This window comes from Marinobacterium sp. NO-S09, from assembly GCF_059179545.1.
In genome coordinates, this window is the sequence record NZ_CP168954.1 from 1,222,947 (window position 1) to 1,236,931 (window position 13,985).

Consider the following 13,985-nt stretch of genomic DNA (forward strand, 5'->3'; position numbering starts at 1 on the left):
TTGGATGCAGTGTTTACTTGCTGACAGGAGTTTTGCTGCCGTCAGCGTGGAGGGTGTAGATCTCGAACGTCGGTTCGGTCAGGTCGCCTTTGGCATCGAAACCGATTTCACCGATGGTGGTGTTGAAACGGTTGGCACGCAGGTACTCAGCCAGTTCGAACGGATCGGTTTTACCGGTTGCATCCATCGCCTCGGTCATCACCTGGATGGCAGAGTAGGCCGGGAATACGAACGGGCCGGACGGGTCTTCATTACGCGCTTTGAAAGCTTCTACCAGGGCGGCGTTTTCCGGGCTCTGGTCAAAGCTCTTCGGTGCGGTTGCCAGAACACCTTCCATGGCATCGCCAGCGATGGCCGCCAGGTCGGAGTTTACGACACCCTCAGGTCCCATGAAGGCAGCATCGAAGCCCTTTTCGCGAGACTGACGCAGGATCAGGCCCAGCTCCGGGTGGTAGCCACCGTAATAGACGAAGTCGATGTTGTTACGCTTGAGTTTGGCGATCAGGGCCGAGAAGTCCTTGTCACCCGGCGTCACACCTTCAAACATCACGGATTCGATACCGGCATCGCCCAGGATCTCTTTCACCGTGGTGGCGAGGCCTTCACCGTACTGCTGCTTGTCATGGATAACGGCCAGGCGCTGCGGCTTGATCTTGTCCTTGATGTAGTCAGCGGCCAGAGTGCCCTGCAGGCTGTCGAGACCGATGGTACGGAAGATCAGCTCATAGCCTTTCTCGGTGATGCTTGGAGAAGTGGAAGCGGCGGTGATCATCATCACGCCTTCTTCTTCGTAGATGTCAGAGGCCGGCTCGGTGGAGCTGGAGCACAGGTGACCAATGACATGGCGGATATCGTCATTGACGATACGGTTGGCGACAGCCACTGCCTGTTTGGGGTCACAGGCATCATCGTAAATAACACCTTCCAGAGTCATGCCGTTTACGCCGCCGGCTTCGTTGATCTTATCGATGGCCATCATGGCACCGATTTTCTGCATGTCACCATACTGGGCTACCGGGCCCGTTACGGGACCGGCAATGCCGATCTTCAATGTATCTGCATGTGCCGCGGTGATAGCGGCCATCAAAGTACCGGCTGCAACCAGAGTCTTGCCGAAGGTAGCTTTCTTCGTCATACAGTCCCCCTCATGGGTTAAGCTGAGCTCAGCAACACGGGGTGCGCTGATTATTATGATTTTTGTTAACGTCCAGTGAATATTACACAGTTAATATGGCACTGCGTAGATGCCTGAGCGAGTAAAATAGGCATCTGTTAGACTCCCAGATCAATGAAACTCCCTGGAGCCCCCTCATGCGTACCCTCAAGTACTCACTTGTCCTGCTTTGGATGCTGGCCAGCCCGCTGCAGGCGGCCGGCCTGAGCACAACAGCCATTGAAGCCTATCTGGAGACTTTGCCACAGGTCAGAGCGTTGGCGGAACAGCTGGAAGCCAAGGGGCAGGGCGACTTCCTCAAGCGTGAAATCATGCCGGGTACCGAACATTTCGACCCGCATCAACGCGGGGTTCGTGCACTGGAACAACAGGCGCCTGATGCCCATGCCGAGCTGGGCCGTATCGTGACCGCCAGTGGTTTCACCAGTGCCGGTAACTGGGCACAAACCGGTGACCGCATCGTACTGGCCTATGGCGCTGTCAAAGTGGAAGCGGAAAGCCCGGAAATACTGGCGTTGGCTCAGTCCGGTGCCAGCCTGGATCCGGCCATGTTGCAGATGCTGAGCCCAGAAATGCGAGTGCAAATGCAGCAGGCCATTACCATGGCCAAAGCGATCGCCCAGGTGCCTGCCGCTGACAAGCAGATGATTCATCCCTATATCGCTCGCCTGGATCAGGCGTTCGAGCAATAACCCCCGGGTTTTAACCCTCTTTAACAAGGAGCCCCTATGTCCTCTCTGGTCTATTGCACTGCCCAGTTCAAACCCAAGCCCGGCAAAGAGCGCGAACTTTTCCGCGTCCTCCAGTCACTGGAACCCAATGCCCACCGTGAAGATGGCTGTGTGCAGTACACCGTGACCCGCCATATCAGCAGCCCCTTTGCCGAGGGCACCAGCTTCCCGATCGTGTTCCAGGAGATCTGGAGCGACATGGAGAGCTTTGAAGCACATTGCCAGCGCAAGGAGATCGTCGACTTCTTTGAGCGTTATTGCCAGGCTGATGATGGCCTCGCTGAAGATTGGAACGTCTGTGTTTACACGGATGAGCCGGAAGAGTTCGATGCGCCCCAGCTTGGGTAGGGCTGCACCATTGTAGTGCCTGCTGCAGGTGGTTGCGGCAGGTAAATTGCAGTGGAGCGGTTTTGGCCTGTGTTGGTTCGTTTATTGCAAGGTTGTGGTGGAAAGCCATAAGGAACCCCAAGACGGATCAATGGAGGCCGCTATGGAAACTGGCTCTGCAGGTTTTGACGCCCTGAAAAAGGCACTCTTTACCCGCCTGGATGCGGGTACCACCGGGACGCTGTTTGTGGCGACAGACGACAACCACGCCGCCCAGATTGTGCTGTTCAAGGGGCAACTGCTGGGACTTGCCTATGCGGGGACGAGCAATGCCGATGCGCTGTCCGCATTGATGCATCTGAAGACCCTGCGTTTTTCCTTTACCCCGGAGTTGGTTTATCCGCTGGCTGATACACTGTTGCCGGATCAGTCGCAGCGGCTGTTGCAAGGCATCGGTTACCGTCCCCAGCCGAAACAGCTTGAGGCGCAACCGCAGCCTGCTCCCGAGACTGAGCCCGCAGAAGCGGCGCCGCGCTCGAAAACGCTCAGAGTCTATCGTGGGCAAGTGATTTCCGGTTCCCTTTAATCTCGACCCGATAAGGTCTATGCTGAGAATCAGAGCGCTCACTCAGCGCAACGAGGTTCCGGCAGTGCATTCAGGCTTTATCACATATCTGCGCCAGCGGCTGCATCTTGAGCAGCAGGCGGAGAACTATGCCTTGCAGCTGGTACTGACCTGCCTGTTGGCCTGGGCGCTGCTCTGGACGGTCGCGCCGGCACAGGCTGAAGTCACCACTTCCTTCGTATCCAGCCACCTGTCCTGCGACCTGGGACAATCCGATGTTTCCCAGGATCCACCTGACTGCACCAAGCACGCCGCTCTGGCTGTCGAACAGCAAAAACAGCGTGTGCTGGCGACGGCATGGCTGCCGCTTTTCTCTCCCGATTCTGCTTACTCCACTCCACAGGCGCGGGCACCGCCGGCACTGGTCTGACTGTTTGAAACATTTCAGAACATTTGCTGTAGCCATCATTCGCGCCTGCGGGCGTGTGGAGTATTACCATGCACAAGTATCACGAACTCAAAACCGTTAGCCTTGAGACCTTCAAAAGCCTGTCCGGCAGTGAGAGTGCCGAAGGCATTGATCTCAATTCACCGGCCGAAACGGTCATGACCGACTTCCGCCATGTCCGCCCCCTGACCATGAGCCTCAATGAAAGCGTCAACGATGCTACCCAGGCCATGCGCAAGGTTCACGTGCGTTCGGTGATTGTCACCGACAGCAGTGACCACTTCCGTGGCATCCTGACGGTCATCGACCTGGAAAGCCGCAAGGTACTGAGCCAGGCTACCAGCCTGGGGCTCAAGCGTGAGGACCTGAGCATCAAGGATGTGATGATCCCGCGTGACAAGCTGCGCGGTGTGCCGCTGGCCGTATTGCAGCAGGGCAGTATCGGCGACCTGTTGAAAACCCTGCAGAACGAGGGCAGTCAGCACATGCTGGTGGTCAACCCGGATAACGAAGAGATCTGCGGCATCATCTCCGCCAGCGAAATCGCGCGCAAACTTCAGGTGCCGGTGGAAATCAACCTTCAGGCCACCAGCTTCCGTGAACTGGTGGATAACCTGTTTGGCCGTGGTGAGGTCGCCTGATAATCGCCGAAAACACTCGCCAATAGTCATTGGCGGGTGCCGGGTAAGGGGGTTGGCACAGATCAACTCCGTACCCGGGTATCTTTGCCATACTGATGCAAAACCCTGCTGCAATAGGAGGTGAGCATGGTCAGGCCTGAGATACGGATGATGGACGGCAACGAGGCCGCCGCCCGCGTCGCCCACCAGCTCAATGATGTCATTGCCATTTATCCCATCACCCCGGCTTCGGTGATGGGCGAGCTTGCCGACAGCTGGAGCAACCGTCGGCAACCCAACCTCTGGGGCACTGTTCCCCAGGTTATCGAACTGCAAAGTGAAGCGGGTGCTGCCGGTGCCGTTCATGGTGCCTTGCAGGCCGGTGCCAAAACCACCACCTTCACAGCCTCACAGGGGCTGCTGCTGAAGATCCCCAACATGTTCAAGATTGCCGGTGAGCTGACGCCCACGGTCTTCCATGTGGCGGCGCGCTCGGTGGCAACCCATGCACTTTCCATTTTCTGCGATCACAGCGATGTGATGGCAGCGCGCTCGACCGGTTTTGCGATGCTGGCCTCCAGCAATGCGCAGGAAGTGATGGACCTGGCCTGTATTGCCGAGATGGCGACGCTGGAAGGGCGGGTGCCGGTGCTGCATTTCTTTGACGGCTTTCGCACCAGTCATGAGATCAGTCGAGTGGAGGTGCTGACAACCGAGCAGCTGCAACAGCTGATTGATCCCACCCTGCTGAAAATCAATCGTGACCGAGGATTGTCGCCGGTGCATCCTGTGGTACGCGGTACTTCACAAAACCCGGATCTGTTTTTCCAGTCCCGTGAAGCGGTTAACCCCTACTATGACGCCTTTCCGGTGATCATGCAGAACGCCATGAACCGTTTTGCTGCCGTCACAGGCCGGCAGTACCGCCTCTATGACTACCAGGGGGCAGAGGATGCCGAGCGTGTCATTCTGGTGATGGGCTCTGCTGCACTCTGTGTTCAGGAAACGGTTGATCACCTTAATGCCGAGGGTGCGCGGGTCGGGGTGTTGAACGTGCATTTGTTCCGTCCCTTTGCGGCAGAAACCCTGCTGGCGGCGTTGCCGAAAACGGTTAAGGCTCTGGCGGTACTGGACCGTACCAAAGAGCCAGGCGCTGATGGCGAACCCCTGTTCAAGGACATTGCCACGGCTGTCTTTGAGGCCTGCAGCGAAGGGCGCTGGCCGGGCGAGGGATTGCCGCGCGTGCTGGGCGGCCGTTTCGGCTTGTCCTCGAAGGAGTTCACGCCGGGGATGGTGAAGGCCGTGTTTGATCATCTGCAGCGGCCGGGCAGTGCACGCACTTTCACGGTCGGCATTGATGATGACGTGACGCGGTTGAGCCTGCGCTGGGATGACCATTTCCGCACCCAGGCTGCAGCCCGGCAAACCCAGGCGGTGTTTTATGGCCTGGGGGCTGATGGGACGGTATCGGCTAACAAGAACAGCATCAAAATCATTGGCGCCGGCGAAGCGCGTTATGCCCAGGGGCACTTTGTCTATGACTCGAAGAAGTCAGGGGCTGTCACCGTATCGCATCTGCGTTTTGGCCCCGAGCCCATTCGCTCCAGTTACGAAATCCAGGACGGTGAGGCGGACTTTGTCGGCTGCCATCAGCCGCAATTTCTGCAGCGTTATCCGATGCTGGACAAGGCCGCTCAGGGGGCAACCGTTCTGATCAACACCCACCTCAGCGGGGATGCCTTCTGGCAAAGTTTGCCGGCGCCCGTGCAGCAGGCAATGATCGACAAGTCGCTTAAGGTCTGGCTGCTGGATGCTTACCAGGTTGCAGCTGACGCAGGGCTGGGCAAGCGCATCAATACCATCATGCAAACGGCCTTTTTCGCCCTCACGGATATTTTGCCTCACGAAGAAGCGATCGCTCAGATCAAGGCCGCGGTGGAGTCAAGCTACGGCCGGCGCAGCCGGCGCATTGCGGATATGAATCTGGCTGCCATAGATAATGCCCTGACCCACCTGATTGAGTTTAAGGTTCCTCAGCAGACTGACAGTCTCATACCCCTGCATGAAGTAGATCCGGGGGATGCCAGCCCCTTCGTTAAACGGGTCACCGCAGAGCTGATCGCAGGTCGCGGTAACCAGGTGCCCGTCAGCCGTGTGCCCACCGATGGCACCTGGCCGGTGGGCACAGCTGCTTATGAGAAGCGTGATCTGGCGCGGGAATTGCCCCAATGGGAAGAGGATCTGTGCACGCACTGTGGCAAGTGCGTCTTTGTGTGTCCGCACTCGGTGATACGCTCCAAGGCGTTCGATGCGGAGCAGATGCAACGGGCACCGGAAGGCTTCAAGGCGGTGCCGATCAAAGGCAAGAAGGACTTTCCTGACAACACCCTGATCAGTTACCAGATATCCCCCGATGATTGCACAGGCTGTACGCTCTGCGTGGAGATATGTCCGATTCACGACAAATCCAACCAGAGCCGCAAGGCGCTGAATATGGTGCCCAAAGAGGAAATCGCCCAGCGGGAGCGGGAAAACTGGGACTTCTTCAGCCAGCTGCCGGAGTTTGATCGCACCGAACTGAAGGTGAATACGCTCAAGGGCTCGATGCTGATGCAGCCACTGTTCGAGTTCAGCGGCGCCTGTTCCGGCTGTGGTGAAACACCCTATATCCGGTTGTTGAGTCAGCTGTTTGGCGATCGCATGCTGGTTGCCAATTCCACCGGCTGTTCCTCCATCTACGGCGGTAACCTGCCGACGACGCCCTGGACCCACAACGCTGAAGGCCGTGGCCCGGCCTGGAACAACTCCCTGTTTGAGGATAACGCCGAGTTCGGCCTGGGCATGCGGGCGGCGCTGGATAAGCAGACCGAATATGCATTCGAGTTGCTGGACGCCCTGAGCGAGCAACTGGATGCTGAGCTGGTGGCGGCAATCAAGCAGGCGGATGAAAGTGATGAGGCGGGTGTGCAGGCGCAGCGTGAGCGAGTCGCACGCCTGCGCGGGCGTCTGGAATGTCTGGATGACCCGCGTGCGCACGAGTTGGGACGGCTGGCAGACAAGCTGTGCCGTCACAGCGTCTGGATCGTTGGCGGTGATGGCTGGGCCTATGACATCGGTTACGGCGGGCTGGACCACGTGCTGGCCTCAGGACGTAATGTGAATATCCTGGTACTGGATACGGAGGTGTACTCCAACACCGGTGGCCAGACCTCCAAGGCTACGCCGCGAGGTGCTGTAGCCAAGTTCTCGGCAGGCGGTAAGCCGGTGGCGAAGAAAGATCTGGCGCGCATCGCCATGGATTACGAACATGTGTATGTGGCGCATGTGGCCTATGCTGCCAAGGATGTACAGACCTTGCACGCCTTCCAGGAGGCCGAGAGCTGGGATGGGCCCTCTCTGATCATCGCTTACTCGCCCTGTATTGCACATGGCTTTGACCTGTCCGATAACCATGAGCATCAACGTCTGGCGGTTGAATCCGGCCACTGGCCGTTGCTGCGATATGACCCGCGCCGTGCAGAGCAGGGACAAAATCCGCTGAAGCTGGATTCCAAACCTCCTTCCATTCCCTACCAGGCGTTTGCCCGTACCGAGGCTCGTTTCAGCATGCTGGCCCGCGCCAACCCGGCTGCCGCCAAAGCCTTCCTGGAGCAGGCCCAGCGTGAGGTCAGCGAGCGTTATCATCGATATGAACAGCTGGCAGGCCTGAGCTGGGAGAGCGGAGAAATACCGGCGGGTGCCGAGGAGGGACAGGATGACTAAATCATTGCAAACAGAGTATCTGGGGCTGGCGCTGGATAGCCCGCTGGTGCCTTCGGCGTCACCGCTCACCGCAACCCCGGCGGGTGCCTGTGAACTGGAAGATGCGGGGGCAGCAGCCATCGTCATGCATAGCCTGTTTGAAGAGGAGTGCACCCGCGATCACGAGTTGCTGCACCGGTTTCTCTACGAACAGGAAATTGGCCATTTCGAAGCGGATGACTTTTTGCCCGTGCCCGATGCATTCAAAACCGCCGAAGAGCATTATCTGGAACGGCTAAAGGGCATGAAGGAGCGCCTGCAGATTCCCGTGATCGCCAGTCTCAACGGCGTCAGTCCGCGCGGCTGGGCTGAGTATGCCGTGCAACTGGCTGAAGCCGGCGCCGATGCATTGGAATTGAATATATTCCATATTGCGGCATCGGTGACCGAAAGCGGGACAGCCGTTGAGCAGCGCTATCTGGATATTCTCGATGGCGTGCGCGCGGCGGTGCCTGACCTGCCATTGGCGGTGAAGCTGTCTTCCCGGTTTTCCAGTCCGGTACACATGGTGGCGCAACTGAAACACCGGGGCGCCGATGCCGTGGTGTTGTTCAATCGTTTTCTGGAGCCGACACTTGATCTGGACGCTCTGGAAATCAGGCCGCAGCTTCAATTGTCGACGCCCTCGGAGTTGAACGAACGTCTGCGCTGGACAGCGATAGTCAAAGCCCAGGTGGCGCTGGATGTGGCGATTACCGGTGGTGTTCACAGCGCTGAAGATGTGATCCGAACCCAGCTGGTGGGTGCCGAGGTGGCACAGCTGGCCAGTGTGCTGATGCAGCAGGGCCCCGAAGTGATGCAGCAGATGAAACGGGGCATGAGCGAGTGGCTGGAGCAGCATGAGTACGCGTCTCTGGATCAGCTCAGGGGCAGTGTCAGCCATGCCAATGCGGCGAACCCGTCCGCCTGGGAACGAGCCAACTACGTTGATTCACTGGATCTGTGGCGCCCTTGAGCAGGCAGGGGCATACCCTGCCTGGAATGGATCAGCCGACTTTGCGTTCCCGGGCAGTGTTGTGCGGGGGCAGTATGGAAAATGTCTCCCGCGTGGCGAGAAACTCCGGCCGCGGCGGCTGGTTACAGAAAGGGGCAACACAGCGGTTACTGACCGCGTTGTAGACAAAGAACAGGTTACTGCGTGGCATGGGGGTAATGTTGCCGTTGGAGCCGTGCATCAGGTTGCAGTCAAACAGCAGTACTGAACCGGCAGGTGCCGCCGTGGACTCCAGGCCGTATTCCTTGTGCAGGCTGGCAAGGCTGTGGTTGTCGGGCGTACCCACGGTTTGCTGCTGCAGCGAGTGGCGGTAATACCCCTCAGGGGTTTCGCCTACGCAGCTGACATACTGGCGATGTGATCCCGGCATCACCATGAGGGAGCCATTGAAGTCACTGTTATCGGTGAGCAGGATAGAGGCGCTGAGTGCGCGCATGCGGGGCATTCCATCCTCTACGTGCCAGGTTTCAAAATCCGAGTGCCAGTAGAACTCGCGGCCATTAAAACCGGGCTTGAAGTTCAGGCGTGACTGATGAATGTAAAGATCATCGTCCAGAATAAAGCGGGCTATGTCCGCAACCCTCGGGTCGGCGGCGACCTGGCTGAACAGGGCATTGTATTGATGGATCTGGAAAACCGAGCGCAGCGCACCACTTCCCGGTTCTGTAATGGCGCGTTCAGAGTCAAGCAGCGTCTGGTTTTGTTGCATCTGCTGGAGCTCGTTGAGGAAGCGGCTTACCTCAGCACGGCTGAAAATTTCGGGCAGAAGCAGAAAACCCTTTTCGTCGTACTGGTTCAGCAGCTCCTCACTGATGGGCGCTGCACTGAAATCGGTACCGTGAATAACAGGATCCTGACGGTCCAGAATGACCGGCTGAGCGCTGGTTCGGGACGGATAGAGATCCTTGGCTGGCATATTACCTCCTTTTGTCTGGGCACCCGGACAAAGGGAGTGGTCGGCACAGCGAGCCGACGAAGACCGGGTGCTGGCAATAGAAATATAAAACCCGATGGAAATCTGGGGGTTAATCGGGGATATTTCAACCCGTTAAAGCCACAATTTATGGGTTGTCAGGCTACGCAGCCAGATGAACATGTTCTATAGTAGATTGTTATTCGGAACACACTGACGTTTTCAGTGGGATAGATTCAACAGGGGGTTCCGTTGAACCTGAAGGCCAGACTGAGCTTTCTGGCGTTGTTATTGATATTGGCATCGGCTTCAGCAGTTTGGGTAGCGGTACAGACCCTGGCCGAGCGCATTATTACCGAATGGGCGCAACGCTACGTAGAAAAGCAAGTGCTGTACGACAAGGAGCGTGTACTGCAACCGCTGCTGCGTGAAATTGTGCTCGCTCGGCAGCTGGCCAGCTCTCCAGTGGTGCTGGAGTGGCTGCAAACCCCTGATGATATAGTTCTTGAATATCAGGGGCTTAGAGAATTGGAACGCTACCGTCAGGCGTTCCGCAACGGCAACTACTTCCTCGCCGTAGCAGGCAATGGCCATTACTACTACAACAACGCTGAAAACGAGTTTGGCTCTGATCAGCTGCGTTATATTCTCAACCGGCGTGAACCTGGTGATCGCTGGTTCTACGAATTCCTCAAACAGGACCGTGACCTGGTCATCAACGTCAACCCGGATATCCATCTCGGGGTGACCAAACTGTGGATTGATATCATGTTGCGCGGCCCGGATGGCGAGAGCCTGGGCGTGGCTGGTACGGGTATTAATTTGAGCGGGTTTCTCAATGATTTCGTCGACAGTGGTGAAGAGGGCATCACTACCATGTTCGTCAATCATGATGGCGCGATCCAGCTGTACCGTGACCAGAGCATGATCGACTTTGCCAGCTACACCAAGGGGGCCGAAGAGGGCAACCACCTGGGGAAAATGGTCAACAGCCGTGATCAGGCGCGCCTGCGTGAAGTCATGACCCAGCTGGAAGATTCACCCCAGCAGGTGATGAGCCGGTTTGTCGAGATCGACGGCAAGCGTTATCTGGCGGGGATGGCATACCTGCCCGAGGTCGGCTGGTACGAAATCACCCTGATGGACCTTGAGCAGCTGCTGCCGATGAGCCTGTTCAATACCATCCTGCTGGTGTTCTCCATCTGCTTGCTGATTACCATATTGCTGTTCCAGCTGGTACTGGGGCGCTGGGTTGTGGAGCCGCTGTCAGCACTGGATCGTGCCATTCGCTCTATTCGCCGTGGTGAATATCGTGGTGAGCCGCTTAATATTCATGCCTCAGGTGAGGTCGGGCGGCTGGTGCGCGAGTTTGAACTGATGAGCCGGGAGGTATTTGAGGCCCGGGCCAATCTTGAGTTCAAGGTTCAGGAGCGGACCGAGGCTCTGAACCGCTTGAGTCAAACCGATGCCCTCACCGGACTGTTGAACCGGCGTGGTATGGACCAGAAAATTCTGGAGGAACTAAAGCGCTGTGAACGTGAGGCCCGTGCTTTAGGTATCATCTGGATCGACCTGGACTACTTCAAGGAGATCAACGACATCTACGGTCATGCCGTGGGTGATGACGCGCTGGTGCTGGTGTCTCAGGTACTTCGCTCAGTCCTGCGTGAGTACGATGCCGCCGCCCGCTGGGGTGGGGACGAGTTTCTCATTATCCTGCGCGATGCCGAGCCGCTCATGATCAGGTCCATCTGCGAGCGGTTGCTCAGAGTTATTCGCAGTCAGGTGCTGGAAAGCCCAAATGGCGCCAAAATATGCATGACCTTCAGTATCGGTGCCTGTCTGGCGCAGAGTTCAGACCCTGAAACCGCACTGCACCGGGCGGATGCGGCACTCTATGCCGCTAAAGAGGCCGGTCGCAACTGCTACCTCATTGATGGCGAAACCACACCCAGTGGTCAGCAGAAACTGATGTCCACCTCACACGATCCCAACCTGCATTAAAATTCGTCGTTCAAGCGGTTTATCAACTCTTCGCGACGACTCAACTGGGCCACGGCCTTGTCCCCCAGCTGCCGTGCCGTATGCAGCAGCAGGGTTTCCATCATGAAGACCGTGGCGACCATGCTGTTGGTATAGAGCGGGCTTGCGTTCTGTGTAAGCAGACTGGCATCGGCCAGCTGCGCCAGTGGCGAGTGATAGCTATCAGTGAGTGCCAGCAGTGGCAGCTTCAGCTCGCAGGCAAGCTGCGCCAGCGTCACCGAGTCACGGCTATATGGCTCAGAACCAAACATTACCAACAGATCACGTGAATCCAGCTCGGCTAACGTCTGTGCCTGGCCCTCGCCAGCAGCACCAACGACGCCAACACCGCCGCGAATCAGCCCCAGCATGTAGTTGAACATGGTAGCCAGGCCATAGGACTGGCGCCGGCCGGCGATGCGTACGCGTTTAGCCTTCACCAGCAGTCGTGCCGCCTTATTCAACTCAGCCTCATTCAGATGTTCAGCCGTACGTAACAGGTTTTCGGTCTGGCGTTGGCAGTGACTGTTGATACGTGAGCTCAGGCTGCTGTTCTGATCGCTGCTAACCAGGGCCGAGGCCTGTTCACTGTAATAGCGCCCCGGTTCGCTGACAGCATGGCGAAACAGCGCCTGGAACTGGACGAAGCCGGTAAACCCCAGCAGCTTGGCCAGCCGGGTCAGCGAGGCAGGGCTGACACCGGTCGCTTCAGCCAGCTCGGTAATGGTGTGAGTGGCGACCAGTTGAGGATCATCCAGCATCAGACAGAGCGCCACCAGCAGGCGTTTGCCCATGGGCAGGCTCAGCTCACCACGCTTGAGCAGTGATGGCAGCTTGCGCAGTTGCGACAGGGATTTGGGGGGGAAGCTCACCGGCGTGGACATAAGATCATTTCCATTGTTTTCAATCGCTTTGAAGCGGGTTTTTGCAACTAACTGAATTAAATGGTTTTTATTTCTTCTCTGAGTAAGTGTATCGGATATTTTGAAAATTGCTTTTCATTTTATATGTCTTGATTGAAAAGATTTTTATAGCGGCGATAGTTACCCCCATAGCCAGTTGCATTGCAGGGCTGTAGCCACTTCCAATCAGGACCCAAAACATGTCTATCGATGAATTCTTACGTCCGATCAACCATTCGGAAACCCTACTGATCAATGAACGCTCCGACTCTCTGGAACAGGCCCGCCGTGTGTTCCGCTTCGGTTTCGGTCAGTCACCTTTCCCGGTGCCGGCTTCGGTAACCGCCGTATTGGCCGAGCATGCCGGCGAGAAAGCCTATATGCCGGTACAGGGCTGGCGCCCATTGCGAGAAGCAGCTGCTGCGTTTCACCGCCGTGCTGATGGCGTTGACTGGCAACCCGAGCGGGTACTCGTTGGCCCCGGCAGCAAGCTGCTGATCTACGCTGTGATGGCGGCGTTCACTGAAGCTGAAGTGCTGCTGGTGTCGCCCAGCTGGGTGTCCTATGAGCCTCAGGCGCGTCTGGCAGGTCACAGTGTTCATCGTCTGCAAACCTCCGCAGAGACCGAGTGGCGACTGACAGCGGAACAGCTGGATGTTTTCTGTGCTCAGCGCGAACAGCCGCAGCGCCCGCTCATTCTGGTATTGAACTATCCGGGTAACCCCAGCGGCACGACGTATAGCGAGGCCCAGCTGGAGGCACTGGCCAAGGTGATGCGCCGCCATCAGGTACTGGTGATCAGTGACGAGATCTACGGCATGTTGCATCATCAGGGACAGCATCGCTCCCTGGCGCGTTACTACCCGGAGGGCACTCTGGTGACCGGTGGTCTGTCAAAATGGTGTGGTGCCGGTGGCTGGCGTCTGGGTGTCATGCATGTGCCTGAAGCCCTGGCCGGTAACCTGATGCCGAGGCTGTTGGGGGTGGCGTCTGAAACCTGGTCCTGTGTGGCATCTCCTGTTCAGCATGCGGCAGAAGTGGCCTATCACTTTGGTCCCGAGGTAGAGGCCTATGTTGAGGGCGAGCGCCGTGTGTTGAGTCATATCGGCAACCGTGCTGCAGAACGACTCAACAATGCGGGTGTGGCGACGGCCGCACCTGAGGGCGGATTCTACCTGTTCCCGGACTTTGCCGACTGGCGTGAGCTGCTGGCACAGCGTGGCATCCACACTTCCGATCAGCTGTGCGAGCGTTTGCTGGAAGAAGCCGGGGTGGCACTGTTGCCGGGTACGGCATTTGGTATGCCGGCCGATGAGCTGGTGGCACGCCTGTCCTATGTGAACTTTGATGGCGCGGCGGCACTGAATGCCCCGCTTGAAGACCTGGAGGCTATTGCTGCACCGGTTATGGATGGACTTGATGCCATTCGTGGCTGGCTGGGCGACCGGCAGCAGGCTGCGGCCTGATACCGGTGCCCGCGTGGGCTCA

The 13,985-nt window shown here is 57.6% G+C and carries 12 protein-coding genes; 9 read left to right on the forward strand and 3 right to left on the reverse strand.

What is annotated here, in order from left to right; genetic code table 11:
- Positions 1–13: 13 nt before the first annotated feature.
- Positions 14–1,135: a branched-chain amino acid ABC transporter substrate-binding protein gene (locus O3C79_RS05790; RefSeq protein ID WP_494385161.1), complete on the reverse strand. Its 1,122-nt coding sequence runs from the start codon at positions 1,133–1,135 to the stop codon at positions 14–16.
- A gap of 176 nt (positions 1,136–1,311) precedes the next feature.
- Here O3C79_RS05790 and O3C79_RS05795 point away from each other — a divergent pair, with 176 nt between their 5' ends.
- The 7 genes from O3C79_RS05795 to O3C79_RS05825 all read left to right on the forward strand — a co-directional run bounded on the left by O3C79_RS05795 (position 1,312) and on the right by O3C79_RS05825 (position 8,621).
- Positions 1,312–1,866, forward strand: a complete 555-nt coding sequence (locus tag O3C79_RS05795; RefSeq protein ID WP_494385162.1) for a hypothetical protein — start codon at positions 1,312–1,314, stop codon at positions 1,864–1,866.
- Between the two features lie 36 nt (positions 1,867–1,902).
- A complete protein-coding gene (locus O3C79_RS05800) occupies positions 1,903–2,253 on the forward strand; it encodes a putative quinol monooxygenase (protein WP_010322637.1) in 351 nt (116 codons plus the stop codon).
- 142 nt (positions 2,254–2,395) lie between these two features.
- Complete coding sequence (locus tag O3C79_RS05805; RefSeq protein WP_494385163.1) at positions 2,396–2,818, forward strand: hypothetical protein; 423 nt, start codon at positions 2,396–2,398, stop codon at positions 2,816–2,818.
- Between the two features lie 19 nt (positions 2,819–2,837).
- The gene (locus O3C79_RS05810; protein WP_494385164.1) at positions 2,838–3,227 is read left to right on the forward strand and encodes a hypothetical protein; all 390 of its coding nucleotides are present in this window, start codon (positions 2,838–2,840) and stop codon (positions 3,225–3,227) included.
- Between the two features lie 68 nt (positions 3,228–3,295).
- Positions 3,296–3,886, forward strand: a complete 591-nt coding sequence (locus O3C79_RS05815; RefSeq protein ID WP_076463379.1) for a CBS domain-containing protein — start codon at positions 3,296–3,298, stop codon at positions 3,884–3,886.
- Positions 3,887–4,012: 126 nt separating this feature from the next.
- Positions 4,013–7,627, forward strand: coding sequence for a pyruvate:ferredoxin (flavodoxin) oxidoreductase (gene nifJ / locus O3C79_RS05820; protein WP_494385165.1), 3,615 nt, complete (start codon positions 4,013–4,015; stop codon positions 7,625–7,627).
- On the forward strand, positions 7,620–8,621 hold the full coding sequence (locus tag O3C79_RS05825) for a dihydroorotate dehydrogenase-like protein (protein WP_494385166.1): 1,002 nt from the start codon (positions 7,620–7,622) through the stop codon (positions 8,619–8,621). Before nifJ ends, O3C79_RS05825 begins: the two co-directional genes overlap by 8 nt.
- A 31-nt stretch (positions 8,622–8,652) precedes the next feature.
- Here the strand turns inward: O3C79_RS05825 and thpD are convergent, their stop codons facing one another.
- Positions 8,653–9,576, reverse strand: coding sequence for an ectoine hydroxylase (thpD, locus tag O3C79_RS05830; protein ID WP_494385167.1), 924 nt, complete (start codon positions 9,574–9,576; stop codon positions 8,653–8,655).
- A gap of 249 nt (positions 9,577–9,825) precedes the next feature.
- Between thpD and O3C79_RS05835 the strand changes: the two genes are divergently transcribed.
- A complete protein-coding gene (locus tag O3C79_RS05835; protein WP_494385168.1) occupies positions 9,826–11,577 on the forward strand; it encodes a sensor domain-containing diguanylate cyclase in 1,752 nt (583 codons plus the stop codon).
- On the opposite strand, the gene O3C79_RS05840 is transcribed toward O3C79_RS05835, so the two are convergent.
- Positions 11,574–12,479, reverse strand: a complete 906-nt coding sequence (locus O3C79_RS05840) for a MurR/RpiR family transcriptional regulator (protein WP_494385169.1) — start codon at positions 12,477–12,479, stop codon at positions 11,574–11,576. The genes O3C79_RS05835 and O3C79_RS05840 overlap by 4 nt on opposite strands.
- 218 nt (positions 12,480–12,697) lie before the next feature.
- On the opposite strand from O3C79_RS05840, the gene O3C79_RS05845 reads away from it, so the two are divergent.
- The gene (locus O3C79_RS05845; protein ID WP_494385170.1) at positions 12,698–13,963 is read left to right on the forward strand and encodes a pyridoxal phosphate-dependent aminotransferase; all 1,266 of its coding nucleotides are present in this window, start codon (positions 12,698–12,700) and stop codon (positions 13,961–13,963) included.
- Positions 13,964–13,985 lie beyond the last annotated feature (22 nt).